Below are 14,427 nucleotides of genomic sequence, written 5' to 3' on the forward strand. Positions count from 1 at the left end.
AGGGGCCGCCCCGCCGGATCGGCAGGGCGGCCCCGTGACGGGTGGAGGCTAGCGCACGTCCTCGTCGACCCACTCCATGGACTTGGTGACGGCCTTCTTCCAAAGCCGCATCTGGCGGTCCTGTTCAGCCTTGTCCATCTGCGGTTCCCAGCGCTTGTCCTCGGACCAGTTGGCGGAGCATTCCCCGAGGTCCTTCCAGAAACCGACGGCCAGTCCTGCCGCGTAGGCAGCCCCCAGTGCCGTGGTTTCAATGACCTTGGGGCGTATGACCGGGACGCCCAGGATGTCGGCCTGGAACTGCATGAGCGCGTCATTGGCCACCATGCCGCCGTCGACCTTCAGCTCGCTCAGCGGCACGCCTGAGTCGGCGTTGACCGCGTCCAGCACCTCGCGGGTCTGGAACGCGGTGGCCTCCAGAGCGGCCCGGGCGATGTGGTTCTTGTTGACGAACCGGGTGAGGCCCACGATCGCGCCGCGGGCGTCGGAGCGCCAGTACGGGGCGAACAGGCCGGAGAACGCGGGGACGATGTACACGCCGCCGTTGTCCTTGACCGACGCGGCAAGGGTTTCCACCTCCGGTGCGCTGCTGATCATGCCCAGGTTGTCGCGGAGCCACTGGATCAGCGAGCCGGTGACGGCGATCGATCCTTCGAGGGCGTAGTGCGGCTTGGCGTCGCCCAGCTTGTACCCCACCGTGGTGAGGAGCCCGTTCTTCGAGTGGACGATTTCCTCGCCCGTGTTGAAGATCAGGAAGCAGCCCGTGCCGTAGGTGTTCTTCGCTTCGCCGGCGTCGAAGGCGGCCTGCCCGAAGGTTGCGGCCTGCTGGTCGCCAAGGATGCCCGCCACCGGCGTCTCACGGAGCAGCTGGGAGCTGTGGACGGTGCCGTACACCTCGGAGGAGGACTTGATCTCCGGCATCATGCTGCGGGGCACGCCGAAAATGCGCAGGATCTCGTCGTCCCACTGCAGCGTCTCGAGGTCCATGAACAACGTCCGGGAGGCGTTGGTGACGTCGGTGACATGGACGCCGCCGTCCACGCCGCCGGTCAGGTTCCACAGGACCCAGGCGTCGGTGTTGCCAAAGACCAGGTCCCCGGCCTCTGCCTTTTCCCGCGCACCGTCAACGTTGTCCAGGATCCATTTGATCTTGGTGCCGGAGAAGTAGGTGGCCAGCGGCAGGCCCACTTTCTGTTTGAAGCGGTCCGCGCCGCCATCCCTGCCCAGTTCGTCCACGATGTCCTGGGTGCGGGTGTCCTGCCACACGATGGCGTTGTACACCGGCTTGCCGGTGGTCTTGTCCCAGACCACAGCGGTTTCGCGCTGGTTGGTGATCCCGACGGCGGCAATATCGTGCCGCGTCAGGTTCGCCTTGGAGAGGGCCGAGCCGATGACCTCACGGGTGTTGTTCCAGATCTCCGTCGCGTCGTGTTCCACCCACCCTGCCTGCGGAAAGATCTGCTCGTGTTCCATCTGGCCGGAGGAGACAATGGCGCCGCTGTGGTCGAAGATGATGGCGCGGGTGCTGGTGGTGCCCTGGTCGATGGCGATTACGTACTGGTTCATGATGACGTCCTTGTCTTGTTAATGGCTGTGGTGAGTACGGGTCAGGAAGCGGCCGTGATGATGATCGGGACAATCCGGGCGACGAGTCCGCCCAGGGCGCCGCCTACAAGCGGGCCAACCACCGGGATCCACGAATAACTCCAGTCGCTGGAGCCCTTGCCCCTGATGGGAAGCACTGCGTGGGCGATGCGGGGTCCCAGGTCACGGGCGGGGTTGATGGCGTAGCCGGTGGGGCCGCCGAGGGAAACACCGATACCGACGACGAGCAGCGCCACTGCCAGCGGGCCGAGCCCCGACGGGGTACCGCCGAGGGTGAGGATGACGAAGACCAGCACAAAAGTACCGATGATTTCGGTGATCAGGTTCCATGGGGTGGACCGGATGGCAGGGCCGGTGGAAAAGGTCCCGAGCTTGCCTGCGGGCTCCGGCTCGTCGTCGAAGTGCTGCTTGTAGGCCAGCCAGCAGACCACGGCGCCAAGGAATGCACCCACCATCTCGCCCCCGAAGTAGGTGAGGGTGGAAGCGAAGTCTACGGTGACTCCCGGCGCATACTCAGCCTTGCCATTGAGCAGCAGGCCGAGCGTGACGGCAGGGTTCAGGTGCGCGCCCGACTTGGCGGCGACGAAGACACCACAGAAGACGGCAATGCCCCATCCCCAAGTGACCATCAGGAAGCCGCCACTGTTGCCTTTTGTCCCCCGTAAAGCCACGTTGGCAACGACGCCGCAACCCAACAGGGTCAGCATGCCCGTGCCAAAGACTTCGGAGAGGAAGACTATTCCTAGAGACATCTTTGACTCCATTTCTTTGTTTAGTTGTCGGTCCTCCGCGGGTGAAGGACCGTGTGGCCGGGACGCTGTAACGCCCCGGCCGGAAACCTGGCCTTAGGCGACCAGGCTGTGCATTTCCACACGGTGGAAACGCTGCAGCACGTCCTGTGCGTGCTTGATCTCAGCAGCGCGCGCCGCAGCGTCCCACTTGAGCGGGACGGACAGAACCTCCGCCACTTCATTGAGGAGTTCACCGGTAACCAGCCCGCGGAAGGCCAGGGAGGTACGCCGGATGAGGACGTCCACAAGGTGCCCCACCTGCTCATTCGCCGCCATGAATTCCAGTTCACGGACGCTCAGTTCGCGGGTGGACCGCAGCGCGTGGTCGGGCTCGGCATCGAGGTAGGCGATGACCTCTTCGGCCCGGGTCCCGTAGCGGGTCAGCAGCCCGGCCGTGCGGTCTGCATCGCGCCCGGACGCCATGTGCGCCTTGATCCACTTCTGCACGCCGGCTTCGTCGGCAGGGAAGCCGGCGCCACCGCCGATGGGCAGTTGGGCGGTGGACACCTTGCGCTGCACACCCAGTTCGCCGAGGACCTCGTTGGTCAGGTGCTCAGCGAGGGCGCGGAAGGTGGTCCATTTGCCGCCCACCAGGCTCAGCACGACGGCGCCGCTTCCGTCACGCCCGGAGGTGCGGCGTTCGATGCGGTAATCACGGGAGACGAAGCCGGGCTGGGTAGCGTCATGGCTGGGCAGCGGGCGGACGCCCGAGAACGTGTACACGATGTCGTCAGGGGTGACGTCGATTGAGGGGAAGACGTGGCCGATCAGGTCGAAGAAGTACTGGATCTCCTCGTCGGTGCAGACGGCGTCCTCCGACATGTCCGCGTCAACGTCCGTGGTGCCTACCAGCACGCGGTCCCCCATCGGGTAGATGAGGACGATCCGGCCGTCGGTGTGCTCAAAGAAGATTTCCCGGCCGCGGCAGGCGGCGAGGAGGCCGGGGTGGTCCAGCACGATGTGGGACCCCTTGGTGCCTCCCATGAAGGACGATGCCGCACCCATTGCCCCGTTGGTGAGGTCCACCCACGCGCCGGTGGTGTTGACGATGATGTCCGCGGTGAAATCGAATTCCTCGCCGGTGAGTTCGTCGCGAAGGCGGACGGTACTTCCCCGCCCGGTCCCCGGGTTGGGCGCCGGCGACATGGACTGCAGCGAGAGGTAGTTGCTGGCGCGGGCCGTATCACCCTGAGCGCTGCCGGTTTGCACGCCGGTGCCCTGCGGGCCTCCCGGCCGGCCGGCCTTTTCGCCATCCTGCAGGACGTCCAGGGTCAGACGCTCCGGATTGTGGACCGAAGCATCGAAGTAGGTGGCGGTGTACTTGACGTCCGACCGAAGGGCGGGCAGTTCCTCGAGGGCCGCTTTGTGGGTCCGGAACTGATGCCGCGGCACCGTACCGCCGTCCCTGGAGAACGAATCGTAAAGGCTGAGGCCCGCCTTGATGAGGAACGCGCCGCGCTCCTTCGGCTTGCCCTGCTGCTTGTGGGTCAGGAAGCGCAGCGGCGCCGAAAGAATACCGGAGAACGTGCTGAAGATCGGGATGGTTGTCTGCAGCGGCTTGACGTAGTGCGGGGCAATCCGCAGCAGCCGGTTGCGTTCCACCACGGACTCGCGGACCAGGCGGAACTCGCCGTTTTCGAGGTAGCGGATGCCGCCGTGGATCATGTGCGAGGACGCGCCGCTTGCTCCCTGGCAGTAGTCACCCCGCTCCACCAGCGCCACGTCCACGCCCTGCAGTGCCAGGTCACGGAACGTCCCAACTCCGTTGATGCCACCGCCCACCACCAGTACTTTCGCGTGCGGCCGCCGCCGCAGGCTGTGGACCGACGCGCGCTCCGCCCCGGGCCGGGGCGCTGAAGCAGAGGGTTGAACAGTTGAATCCTTGGGTCCCAAAACGACTCCCTTGGGGCTTTGTGATGATGCGGTCACCACTGGATGGCGCCGCCGTTCTGCTCTATTGTTCGGAGAAATGGAAAATGGAGTCAAGGACTATGCACGAATGTGCAGAAGGGAAGTGAGATGGCACTTTCACGCGACGCAGATGCCCTCCGAGCTGCACAGATGTATTACCTGCAGGACCTGACCATGGACGCGATTGCCCGTGAACTGCACACCTCCCGGTCCACAGTTTCCCGCCTGTTGTCCTCGGCGAGGGAATCCGGTTTGGTACAAATCCAGATCCGCAACCCGCTGGACACCGGTCCCGAGCTGGAGGGGATGATCCGGCGCCGGTACAACCTGGACGTCCACGTGGTCCCCATCCTTGGGACCCTTAATGAAGCCGAAACGCTGGACCGCGTAGCCATGCAGGCGGCACGCACCATTGGGCCGCTGGTGGACTCGAACGCCATTATTGGCGTGGCCTGGGGATCGACGCTCAGTGCCGTCAGCCGGCACCTCACCAGGAAGATCACGCACGACAGCGTCATCGTCCAGCTCAATGGTGCCGGAAACATGCACACGACGGGCATCACCTACGCAAGCGACATCATGCGCAGGTTCGGCAGCGCCTATGGGGCGCGGGTGGAGCAGTTCCCCGTTCCGGCCTTCTTCGACCATGCCGCCACCAAGACGGCCATGTGGAATGAACGCAGCGTGCAGCGCGTCCTGGAATTGCAGGCCAAAATGAGCATCGCCATTTTCGGTGTGGGTTCCGTCCACGCCGACTATCCGAGCCACGTCTACGCGGGCGGGTACCTGGATGAGGACGACCTGAACGCGCTGGCCAAGTCGGACGTGGTGGGCGACGTTGCCACTGTCTTTTTCCGGGCCGACGGTTCCTCTGACGGAATCGTCCTGAACGAAAGGTCCACCGGGCCGGCGCTTGCCCAGCTCCGCCAGGTGCGCCGCAGGATCTGCGTGGTGTCGGGGGTTTCCAAGATCAACGGCCTGCGCGGAGCCCTGGCAGCCAGGCTGGCCACCGACCTGATCCTGGACGAAGCCACCGCACGGCGCCTGGTCGATTACGAGGGACTGACCAGCTGAAGTGGGTAGAGTCGTTGCCATGAGAACCTCACCCCGGCTCAGCCTGAACAACGGCGTGCTGATAGACCAGCTCGGCTTTGGGCTCTACAAGGTGCCGGCAGTAGACGCGGAAGGGCTGGTGGCCACCGCGCTCGCCGCCGGTTACCGCCATTTCGATACCGCCGCAATGTACGGGAACGAAACCGGCGTGGCCCGCGGCATCAGTTCCCAGCTGGGCGACGGTACCGGCAGCGGCGGGTCCGGGGAACTGTCCCCGTCCCTGACCCGGGAGGACATCTTCATCACCACCAAAGTATGGAACGACCATCACGGCTACGACGCAACGCTGCGTGCCTTCGATGATTCGATGGTCAACCTGGGCCTGGACTACGTGGACATGTACCTGATCCACTGGCCCTGCCCGCGGCGGGGACTGTTCCCGGAAACCTACCGGGCCCTGGAAACTCTGTACCGGGAAGGCAGGGTCCGTGCCATCGGCGTCAGCAACTTCCAGCCGGCACACCTTGACCGCCTGCTCCAAAGCGCCGAAGTGGTCCCGGCCGTCAACCAGATCGAACTGCACCCTTGGCTGCAGCAGGAAGAGCTGCGCGGCAAGCATGCGGAACTGGGCATCCGCACGGAAGCGTGGAGCCCGCTTGGCCGGGGACAGGTGCTGGCCGACCCCGTCATCCAGGCCTGCGCGGCCGAGCACGGACGGACGCCTGCGCAGGTGATCCTTCGCTGGCACATGCAACTGGGAAACATCGCCATTCCCAAGGCCAGCTCCGAAACAAGGATCCGGGAGAACCTCAACGTTTTCAATTTCGAGCTCTCCGAACGTGATCTGTTGGCCATCAAAGCGCTGGACCGCGGTCAGCGGACCGGGTCGCATCCGGACAACGTCAACTAGGCCCGCGCATGGACACCGTTAACCCGGGGGCCTCCCCCGCGCCTGCGTACCTGAGCCCGGAACTTTCCGCCCGCACCTCCACGTCCACCGTGACCATCGACGGCGGCACGGTGGCCTACTGGACGTATGAGCCACTGCAGGAGACACCGGAGACCCGCACGATCCTGGTGGTCCACGGGTTCCGCGGCGACCACCATGGGCTCCTGCGCGTCGCGGACCAGCTGCCGCAGATGCGCCTCATCATGCCTGACCTGCCCGGCTTTGGCAGGTCCGACGCCTTTGCCCGGGGACCGCACTCCGTGGAGCGCTACGGGGCGTTCATCGCTGACTTCATGGCTTCCCAGGGCCTGGGGCCGGACACCGTGCTGCTGGGGCACTCGTTCGGATCCATCGTGGCGGCGCACTTCGTAGCCAACAACCCCACGGCCGTGCGTCCCCTGATCCTCATCAACCCCATCGCCGCGCCGGCACTGGAAGGACCTAAAGGCGTCATGACGCGGCTGGCGGTGCTGTACTACCGGCTGGCGGCACGGCTCCCGCAAGGGCCGGGGCTGGCCCTGCTGCGCAACCGGCTGATTGTACGGGTGATGAGCGAGACCATGGCCAAGACGCGCGACAAGGAGCTGAGGGCCTTCATCCATGGCCAGCACCACGCGTACTTCAGTTCCTTCGCGGACCGGGACAGCCTGCTGGAGTCGTTCACTGCCTCAGTCAGCCACCATGTGGCAGAGGTGGCCGGAGAACTTGAACTGCCCGTACTGCTGATCGCGGGTGAAAAGGATGAAATCGCCACCCTTCCCAGCCAGCACAGCCTCCTGTCACGGCTTCCGGACGGGGAGCTGAAGGTGATTCCCGGCGTCGGACACCTGATCCACTACGAAACGCCGGAGCCGGCCGCCCGCTACATCCGCAGCTTCCTGAAGGACCATCCCGCGTGAAGATCGTCATTGATGCACGTTTCACCCGTACCGACCATCACGACGGCATCAGCCGCTACGGAGCCAGCCTGATCGCTGCCACGGCGAAGATCGCTGACGTCTCCATGCTGGTTTCCGACGTCCGGCAGCTTGCACTCCTCCCGGACGTGCCGTACACGCTCATCAGCAGCCCGCTGTCACCGCTGGAACTCTTCGTTGCCCGGAAGGTCAACGCCATCGGGGCGGACGTGGTGGTGTGCCCCATGCAAACCATGGGCACCTGGGGGCGGAAGTACGGGCTGATCCTGACCCTGCACGACCTCATCTACTATGAGCACCCTGCTCCCCCGGGGTTCCTGCCGGCCCCCGTCAGGGTGCTCTGGCGCCTCTACCACAAGGCGTTCTGGCCGCAGCGGCTCCTGCTCAACCGGGCCGATACCGTGGCCACGATCAGCCGGACCACAGAGGCCCTGATGGCCAAGTACCGTTTGACGAAAAGGCCCGTGCGCATTATCGCCAACGCACCCCAACCGGCGCAGGAACCACGCAAGCCGGACCACGGCGCGGACAAAACGATCATTTACATGGGTTCATTCATGCCCTACAAGAACGTGGAAACCATGGTGGCAGGCATGGCAGGGCTGCCCGGTTACACGCTCCACCTGCTCAGCCGGATCACGCCGCAGCGGAGGGCGGAACTGGAACGCATCGTCCCGCCGGGCGCCTCCGTGGTGTTCCACAACGGCGTGACCGACGCGGAGTATGACGGGCTGCTGCGCCGGGCAACGGCACTGGTGAGCCTGTCCCGGGCCGAGGGATACGGCCTTCCCCTCGTGGAGGCCATGGCGGTGGGGACCCCGGTGATCGCCAGCGACATTCCGATCTTCCGCGAAGTGGGATCCGACGCTGCCATCTACGTGGATCCGGAGTCTCCCGGGCAGTTCGCGGACGCTGTGCGGCAACTGCAGGATGAGCGGCACTGGCAGGAGATGTCGCGCCGCTCCCTGGCCCGGGCAGCGGAGTTCAGCTGGGATGAATCGGCACGCCAACTGGTGGACGCGGCGCACGAGGTAGTGGCGAAAAGGCATCACTAAGGACGTCACCACTTAGAGGACGTCAACTCCGTCCAGGCGCAGCTGCACGGGGTCCGTGGCCCGTTTGGCGGCCACGGCTGCGCGGGTCACCCGCAGGACACGGACGACGGCGGTGGCCTGGCCGTAAGGAAAGAACAGCAGTGTCCGCACGTCCTCGGCCGAGCGCCTGCCGGAGGGCGGTGCGGTCAGCAGGAGCGGCGCCGGGCCCGCGGCGCGGACTGTTATGCCCGTGCGGGCAAGGTCCGCTTCCACGGCTCCGGTGTAGTGTTCGACGGCGGCGCGCGGCCCGGTTACGGAAGCGATCCGCACCGCGGGGGGAAGCTGCAGCTCCACGCGCAGGGACAGCTCCCGCTGCGCATAGCCGGCCGGGTCCCATCGCAGCAGGGCGCCGGTGCCGGCGGTCTCCGTTGCGGTGACCACCACCAGCCCGCCGTCCGGGGCGGGGCGCACCAGGGCAGCGGCGTTGAACCAGCGGCGCACGGTGTCTTCGCCCGCGCGGAGGGTTTCCCGGCGCAACAGGGAATCACCGTCCAGCAGCAGGGCGGCGGCATACCCGGTCTCCGCGACCGGTTCGGCCCCCACCGTTGCCACCACCAGCGCCCTGCCCGCGCCCACCGCGGCTTTCACCTGGTCCCCTGAAGAGGTGATGACCGTTGTGCCGGGAAACGCCCGGCCAAGCTCCTCGGCTGTGCGCAGGACTCCGGTGGCCCCTTTCCGGAGCTGCCGGCCGCCGCAGTGGGAGCACTTCCAGTCCGGGGCCGGCGTGGAACACCACCGGCACTGCGGCAGGGCGGACGTGCCGGCCAGCGCCAGGGGTCCCTGGCAGTTACCGCAGCGGGCCGGTTCCCGGCATGCTTCACACACCAGCGAGGGCGCGTACCCTGCCCTGGCAACCTGGACCAGGACGGGACCGCGCTCGAGACCCTCCTTGGCGGCCTGCCATGCTGCGTGCGGCAGCCGCGCGATGGTTGCCAGCGGGTCCCGTTCCTGCTCGAAGCTGTCGGCAGTGCTGAGGACGCGTGGAACAGTCCTGCGGACGGTGGCACGCTCGGTTGCTACCGGGACGGCCCACCCGGCTTCCACCAGCCGCTGGACCTCGGTGCTGCGTGCATGCCCTGCAAGGAGGCAGGCAGTATTTTCCTGCTCGGCCCGAAGGAGCAGGACTTCCCGGGCATGGGCGTATGGTGCGCGCTGCTCGATGTGGAGGTCGTCGCCGTCGTCCCAGCACGCGACGAGCCCCAAGTGCCGCACCGGGGCGAAGGCGGCTGAGCGCGTACCGATGGCGATGGTGGCCGTGCCTGCGAGCAGGCGCAGGAAGCTCCGGTACCGGGGTGTGGGGCCGTCGTCGGCCGTGAGCCTGGCCACGGCCGTCCCAGGCACCAGGTCCTTGAGTGCCTGCTCCAGCCGGTCGAGGTCCCGGTAGTCGGGAACCACCAGCAGCGCGCCCCTGCCGGAGGCATAAGCTGCAGCAGCGGCCTGGGCAAGCATGGCCGGCCAACCGGCGGGACCGTAGCCCTGCAGCGGGTTGACGGCGGCGCGCGGGGATCCTCCGGCGGCCAGATGCCGGAGGAACGCGGCACCGGTGCGGTAGGCGGTCCAGGCTGAAGAGCCGGACGTGCCGGGCATGGGCTGGGCGCCCTCGACCTCGGCGGCGTCCAGGGAGCCGGGATAATCCTTTTCCAGCCTGGCGACGCGCGGTGGAACGGCGAGGCGCAGGACATCGCTGACCGTCCCTGCGTAGCGGGCAGCGACGGCGTTGGCGAGGTCCCTGACGGCGGGCGTGAGGACCGGAACCGGGGACACGACTTTTGCCAGGGGCACCAGGGTGTGCCCGGCGTCGGACTGCGCCACGCGTTCAAGGAGGAATCCGCTGAGGTCCTGGCCGTTGAACTTGACCTTGACCCGGACTCCGGGCTGGGCTGCCTGGTCAAGCGCAACCGGGACTGCGTAGTCGAAGGGGCGGTCCAGATGCGGCAGCGGGGACTCAATGAGGACCCGCGCCACCGGAAGTTGCTCCGCCAGGTCAAGGCCGCCCGGCGTCTGCCGTGTGGGGAAACCCTGCAGCAGTGAGGGCTGGACGGAACTGTCAGGAGCCATGGCAGTTACCTCCGTTCAGCGACCGGGTTGGACAGGAACAGCCAAGCACCGGGCACTGACATTGGACTTCCGGCCTGGGTGATTGTGCTTCCGCCCTGGGCGGGAGCGGACTAGGCGTTGAAGAATGCCTTGAGCTCGTCCACCCGGTCCAGGCGTTCCCAGGTGAAGTCGGGCTCATCCCGGCCGAAGTGTCCATGCGCAGCAGTTTTGGCGTAAATGGGCCGCTTCAGGTCCAGGGCGTCGATGATGGCGCGGGGCCGAAGGTCGAAGATCTCCGCGATCGCGGCGCTGATGCGCGCAGGATCCACGGTTTCGGTGCCGAAGGTTTCAACGTACGTTCCCACGGGGCGGGCCTGGCCGATGGCGTAAGCGATCTGGATCTCGGCGCGCTTGGCCAGTCCGGCGGCCACAACGTTCTTGGCGACCCAGCGCATGGCGTAGGCGGCCGAGCGGTCCACCTTGGAGGGGTCCTTGCCGGAGAAGGCACCGCCGCCGTGGCGGGCCATGCCGCCGTAGGTGTCAACGATGATCTTCCGGCCGGTGAGGCCGGCGTCGCCCACCGGGCCGCCGATCACGAATTCGCCGGCCGGATTGAGGATGTTTGCCGCCCGGGAGATGTCCAGGTTGGCGCCGGCGAGGACGGGTTCAATGACGACGGCGGCGAGGTCTGCGCGCAGCTGCTCCAGGCTTGCGCCCTCGGCATGCTGGCTGGAAATCACCACCGTTTCCACGGAAACGGGCACGTCCTTGTCGTAGCCCACCGTCACCTGGGTCTTGCCGTCGGGGCGGAGGTACGGCAGCTGGCCGGTCTTGCGGACCTCGGTGAGCCGTTCGGAGAGCCGGTGGGCCAGCCAGATGGGCGTGGGCATGTAGGAGGGGGTTTCGTCGCTGGCATAGCCGAACATCAGGCCCTGGTCGCCGGCACCCTGGAGGTCGTAGTCGTCCTCCTGCCGGCCTTCGCGTGCCTCAAGGGAGTTGAAAACGCCGCCGGCGATGTCGTTGGACTGCTGGCCGATGGAGACTGATACGCCGCAGCGGGCACCGTCGAAGCCGTTGGCCGAGGAGTCGTACCCGATGCCCAGGATGGTCTCGCGGACGATCTGCGGGATTTCGACGTAGGCGTCGGTGGTGACTTCGCCTGCCACGTGCACCAGGCCCGTGGTGGCCATGGTCTCCACGGCCACGCGGGACTCGGGGTCCGCGGCCAGCAGCGCATCCAGGATGGCGTCACTGATCTGGTCGCAGATCTTGTCCGGATGGCCTTCAGTGACCGATTCGGACGTGAACAGCCGGAGCGCGGAGGGCGTGGCCCCATGGGTCTGGGGAAGGTGCAGCGGTAAAGTCACTCAACTACCTTACTGGTTGGTGTCGGCACTCCCGTCAGGGAGAAGTCTGTAGATGTCCCCGTGCTAAGCAAAGGTGGCCGGAAACACTTCAGGCCGGGGGTGGAACAGGTTCAGCTGAAGGAAACCTGGTCCAGGTCACAAAGAAACATGGTTCAGTTCAAAGCTGACGCGGCGGATGATGGCTTCCGAAACCTCTGTCTTGGTTCCTGATGCTTCCTGTGGTTCGGAGCCGGAGCGCGACAGGATGACCACCGAATTGGAGTCCTGCCCAAAGACCTTGTCCGTCCCCACGTGGTTCACCACCAGCAGGTCGCAGCCTTTCCGCTGGAGTTTTGCTTCCGCGTAGGCCAGGACATCGCCCTGGCTGTCCCCGGTTTCGGCGGCGAAACCGACGATGAGTTGCCCGGCTCCGGCAGCACCGGCGGTGCGCTGCTCCACGAGCTCCTGCAAAATATCGGGGTTGCGGACCAGGGTAATGACGGGATCGGCGGTGTCCTCCCGCTTCTTGATCTTGGTGTCCGAGACTTCGGCCGGGCGGAAATCGGCCACGGCTGCGGACATGATGACGACGTCGGACACGGCAGCGGCGTGCAGTGCGGCTTCCCGGAGTTGCAGGGCCGTCTCTACGCGCACCACTTCCACACCCGCCGGCGGTGGAACGTCCATGTGGGCTGCCAGCAACCGTACGGAAGCGCCCGCGTTGCGTGCTGCGACGGCAAGTGCCACCCCCTGTTTGCCGGAGGAGCGGTTGCCGAGGAAGCGCACGGGGTCCAGCGGTTCGCGGGTTCCGCCGGCGCTGATGGTGACGGTGCGGCCGGCAAGGGGAAGCTGGTAGTCGCCCTGTCCCTGCAGCAGGGCCATGGCTGCGTCGAAGATCACTTGGGGCTCCGGAAGCCTTCCGGGCCCCGAGTCGGCGCCTGTCAGCCTGCCCGAGGCGGGCTCCAGGACAGCGACTCCGCGGCTGCGGAGCGTTTCCACGTTGGCCCGGGTGGCGGCATGCTGCCACATTTCGGTGTGCATCGCGGGGGCGAACAGCACCGGACCGTGGGCCATCAGCAGGGTGTTGGTGAGCAGGTCCCCGGCCTGGCCGGTGGCAGCCTTCGCCAGGAGGTCCGCCGTGGCGGGTGCCACCACCACCAGGTCTGCCTCATGGCCGAGGCGCACGTGGTTGACCAGGTGCACGTCATCGAAAACACTGTTGCTGACCGGGTTTCCGGACAGCGCCTCCCAGGTGGCGGTTCCGATGAAGCGGGTGGACGCCTCAGTGGGAATCACCGTGACGTCATGGCCGGCTTCAGTAAAAAGCCGGAGGAGCGATGCCACCTTGTAGGCGGCGATCCCTCCCCCGACTCCGAGGACTATGCGCACGTGACCTCCGTCAACAGCAAGTCAGTTCAGCGGCAGGATTACTCTGCGGCTTCGATCGGCGTGGAAACCAGCTTGCCTTCGTTGATCTCGCGCAGCGCGATGGACAGCGACTTTTCGTTCAGCTTGGTGTCAACCAGGGGTCCGACGTATTCGAACAGGCCCTCGTGCAGCTGGGCGTAGTAGGCGTTGATCTGACGAGCACGCTTGGCACCGAAGATCACCAGGCCGTACTTGGAGTCGGCTGCCTCGAGCAGCGAGTCGATCGGCGGGTTGATGATGCCTTCAAGGTTCGTGGACACGAATTCTCCAAATTCCTAGCGGGCTGACGGTTCCGGCAGGTGTGGATGCGGTGTCAGCCCCATGAGTGAAACAAGCTCGTCCGCTGCCCGGCGGACGTCGTCATTGATGACGGTGTGGTCGAACTCCGGTTCAGCAGCAAGTTCCAGTTTAGCGGTTTCCAGGCGCTGCTGCTGTTCTTCGGGTGTTTCGGTGCCGCGGCCCACCAGCCGGCGGACCATCTCGTCCCAGGTGGGCGGGGCCAGGAAGACGAACTGGGCGTCCGGAACGGCTTCCTTGACCTGGCGTGCACCCTGCAGGTCGATCTCCAGCAGCACGGAGCGGCCCTCTGCGATGGCCTGGTTCACGGTGCTCTTCAGGGTGCCGTAGGTGTTCTGCCCGTGGACGACGGCCCACTCAAGGAGTTCGCCGTCGGCGATGAGCTGTTCGAACTCGTCCTTGGTCTTGAAGAAGTAGTGGACGCCGTCCACCTCCCCGGGCCGGGGCGCCCGGGTGGTGGCTGAAACGGAAAGCCAGACTTCGGGGTAGTTGTCACGGATGTAGGTGGACACGGTGCCTTTGCCAACAGCCGTCGGACCAGCGAGGACTGTCAGTCCAGGTTTCTTGCTCACGTATTCCTTTTGCCGCAGTTGGGGAAAGACAGGCGCCGCCTGCCTCAATGCTCGTCTATAAAATCTACCAGCGCCCGGCGTTGGTGGATGCCCAGGCCCCGGACCCTGCGGGAGGCAGCGATGCCCAGCTGCTGCATGATGGCCGCGGCCCGCACCTTCCCGATGCCGGGAAGGGCCTCGAGCAGTTCCGAGACCTTCATGCGGGCCAGGGCGTCGTCCTCAAGGGCGGAGCTGATGATGTCCGCCGCGGACCTGTCGCCGTTCCGGAGGCTTTCCTTGGCTGCGGCACGGGTGGCCCTGGCCGCTGCTGCCTTGCCCAGGGCGTCGGCCCGTTCAGATGCGGATAGAGGTCGCAGGACCATCACGGACACCCCCGGATTCGGCGGATTTCATCCAAGGGCGGCCGCCCTTGGACCTGTCCTGAAACTAC

At 66.1% G+C, this 14,427-nt stretch carries 13 protein-coding genes; 4 read left to right on the forward strand and 9 right to left on the reverse strand.

What is annotated here, in order from left to right; translation table 11 throughout:
- Positions 1–48: 48 nt before the first annotated feature.
- The 3 genes from glpK to FBY33_RS15530 all read right to left on the reverse strand — a co-directional run bounded on the left by glpK (position 49) and on the right by FBY33_RS15530 (position 4,286).
- The gene (gene glpK, locus FBY33_RS15520; RefSeq protein WP_142031323.1) at positions 49–1,563 is read right to left on the reverse strand and encodes a glycerol kinase GlpK; all 1,515 of its coding nucleotides are present in this window, start codon (positions 1,561–1,563) and stop codon (positions 49–51) included.
- A gap of 41 nt (positions 1,564–1,604) precedes the next feature.
- A complete protein-coding gene (locus FBY33_RS15525) occupies positions 1,605–2,354 on the reverse strand; it encodes an MIP/aquaporin family protein (protein ID WP_142031324.1) in 750 nt (249 codons plus the stop codon).
- A gap of 93 nt (positions 2,355–2,447) precedes the next feature.
- Positions 2,448–4,286, reverse strand: a complete 1,839-nt coding sequence (locus tag FBY33_RS15530; protein ID WP_142032930.1) for a glycerol-3-phosphate dehydrogenase/oxidase — start codon at positions 4,284–4,286, stop codon at positions 2,448–2,450.
- Between the two features lie 126 nt (positions 4,287–4,412).
- Here FBY33_RS15530 and FBY33_RS15535 point away from each other — a divergent pair, with 126 nt between their 5' ends.
- Genes FBY33_RS15535 through FBY33_RS15550 form a run of 4 tightly spaced genes read left to right on the forward strand, consistent with a single transcriptional unit; the run spans position 4,413 to position 8,278 of the window.
- The gene (locus FBY33_RS15535) at positions 4,413–5,378 is read left to right on the forward strand and encodes a sugar-binding transcriptional regulator (RefSeq protein WP_142031325.1); all 966 of its coding nucleotides are present in this window, start codon (positions 4,413–4,415) and stop codon (positions 5,376–5,378) included.
- A 19-nt stretch (positions 5,379–5,397) separates the two neighbouring features.
- A complete protein-coding gene (locus FBY33_RS15540) occupies positions 5,398–6,267 on the forward strand; it encodes an aldo/keto reductase (RefSeq protein WP_142031326.1) in 870 nt (289 codons plus the stop codon).
- A gap of 8 nt (positions 6,268–6,275) precedes the next feature.
- Positions 6,276–7,205, forward strand: a complete 930-nt coding sequence (locus FBY33_RS15545; protein ID WP_142031327.1) for an alpha/beta fold hydrolase — start codon at positions 6,276–6,278, stop codon at positions 7,203–7,205.
- Positions 7,202–8,278 carry a glycosyltransferase family 4 protein gene (locus tag FBY33_RS15550; protein WP_142031328.1) on the forward strand — a complete coding sequence of 359 codons (1,077 nt, stop codon included), beginning with the start codon at positions 7,202–7,204 and terminating at the stop codon, positions 8,276–8,278. Before FBY33_RS15545 ends, FBY33_RS15550 begins: the two co-directional genes overlap by 4 nt.
- Before the next feature lie 12 nt (positions 8,279–8,290).
- Here FBY33_RS15550 and FBY33_RS15555 read toward each other — a convergent pair whose 3' ends face one another.
- The 6 genes from FBY33_RS15555 to mihF form a co-directional block, all read right to left on the reverse strand.
- Positions 8,291–10,375 (reverse strand): primosomal protein N', encoded by a 2,085-nt coding sequence (locus FBY33_RS15555; protein WP_142031329.1) that lies wholly within the window; start codon positions 10,373–10,375, stop codon positions 8,291–8,293.
- A gap of 110 nt (positions 10,376–10,485) precedes the next feature.
- Positions 10,486–11,721, reverse strand: a complete 1,236-nt coding sequence (metK, locus tag FBY33_RS15560; RefSeq protein WP_142031330.1) for a methionine adenosyltransferase — start codon at positions 11,719–11,721, stop codon at positions 10,486–10,488.
- A gap of 135 nt (positions 11,722–11,856) precedes the next feature.
- Positions 11,857–13,089 carry a bifunctional phosphopantothenoylcysteine decarboxylase/phosphopantothenate--cysteine ligase CoaBC gene (gene coaBC, locus FBY33_RS15565; protein WP_142031331.1) on the reverse strand — a complete coding sequence of 411 codons (1,233 nt, stop codon included), beginning with the start codon at positions 13,087–13,089 and terminating at the stop codon, positions 11,857–11,859.
- A 38-nt stretch (positions 13,090–13,127) separates the two neighbouring features.
- Positions 13,128–13,388, reverse strand: coding sequence for a DNA-directed RNA polymerase subunit omega (gene rpoZ / locus FBY33_RS15570; protein ID WP_003800778.1), 261 nt, complete (start codon positions 13,386–13,388; stop codon positions 13,128–13,130).
- A 15-nt stretch (positions 13,389–13,403) separates the two neighbouring features.
- Entirely contained in the window at positions 13,404–13,997 is a 594-nt protein-coding gene (gmk, locus tag FBY33_RS15575) for a guanylate kinase (RefSeq protein WP_142031332.1), read from the reverse strand.
- 44 nt (positions 13,998–14,041) lie between these two features.
- Positions 14,042–14,359 carry an integration host factor, actinobacterial type gene (gene mihF / locus FBY33_RS15580; protein WP_200831400.1) on the reverse strand — a complete coding sequence of 106 codons (318 nt, stop codon included), beginning with the start codon at positions 14,357–14,359 and terminating at the stop codon, positions 14,042–14,044.
- Positions 14,360–14,427 lie beyond the last annotated feature (68 nt).

It is taken from the genome of Arthrobacter sp. SLBN-112, assembly GCF_006715225.1.
Lineage (GTDB): Bacteria > Actinomycetota > Actinomycetes > Actinomycetales > Micrococcaceae > Arthrobacter.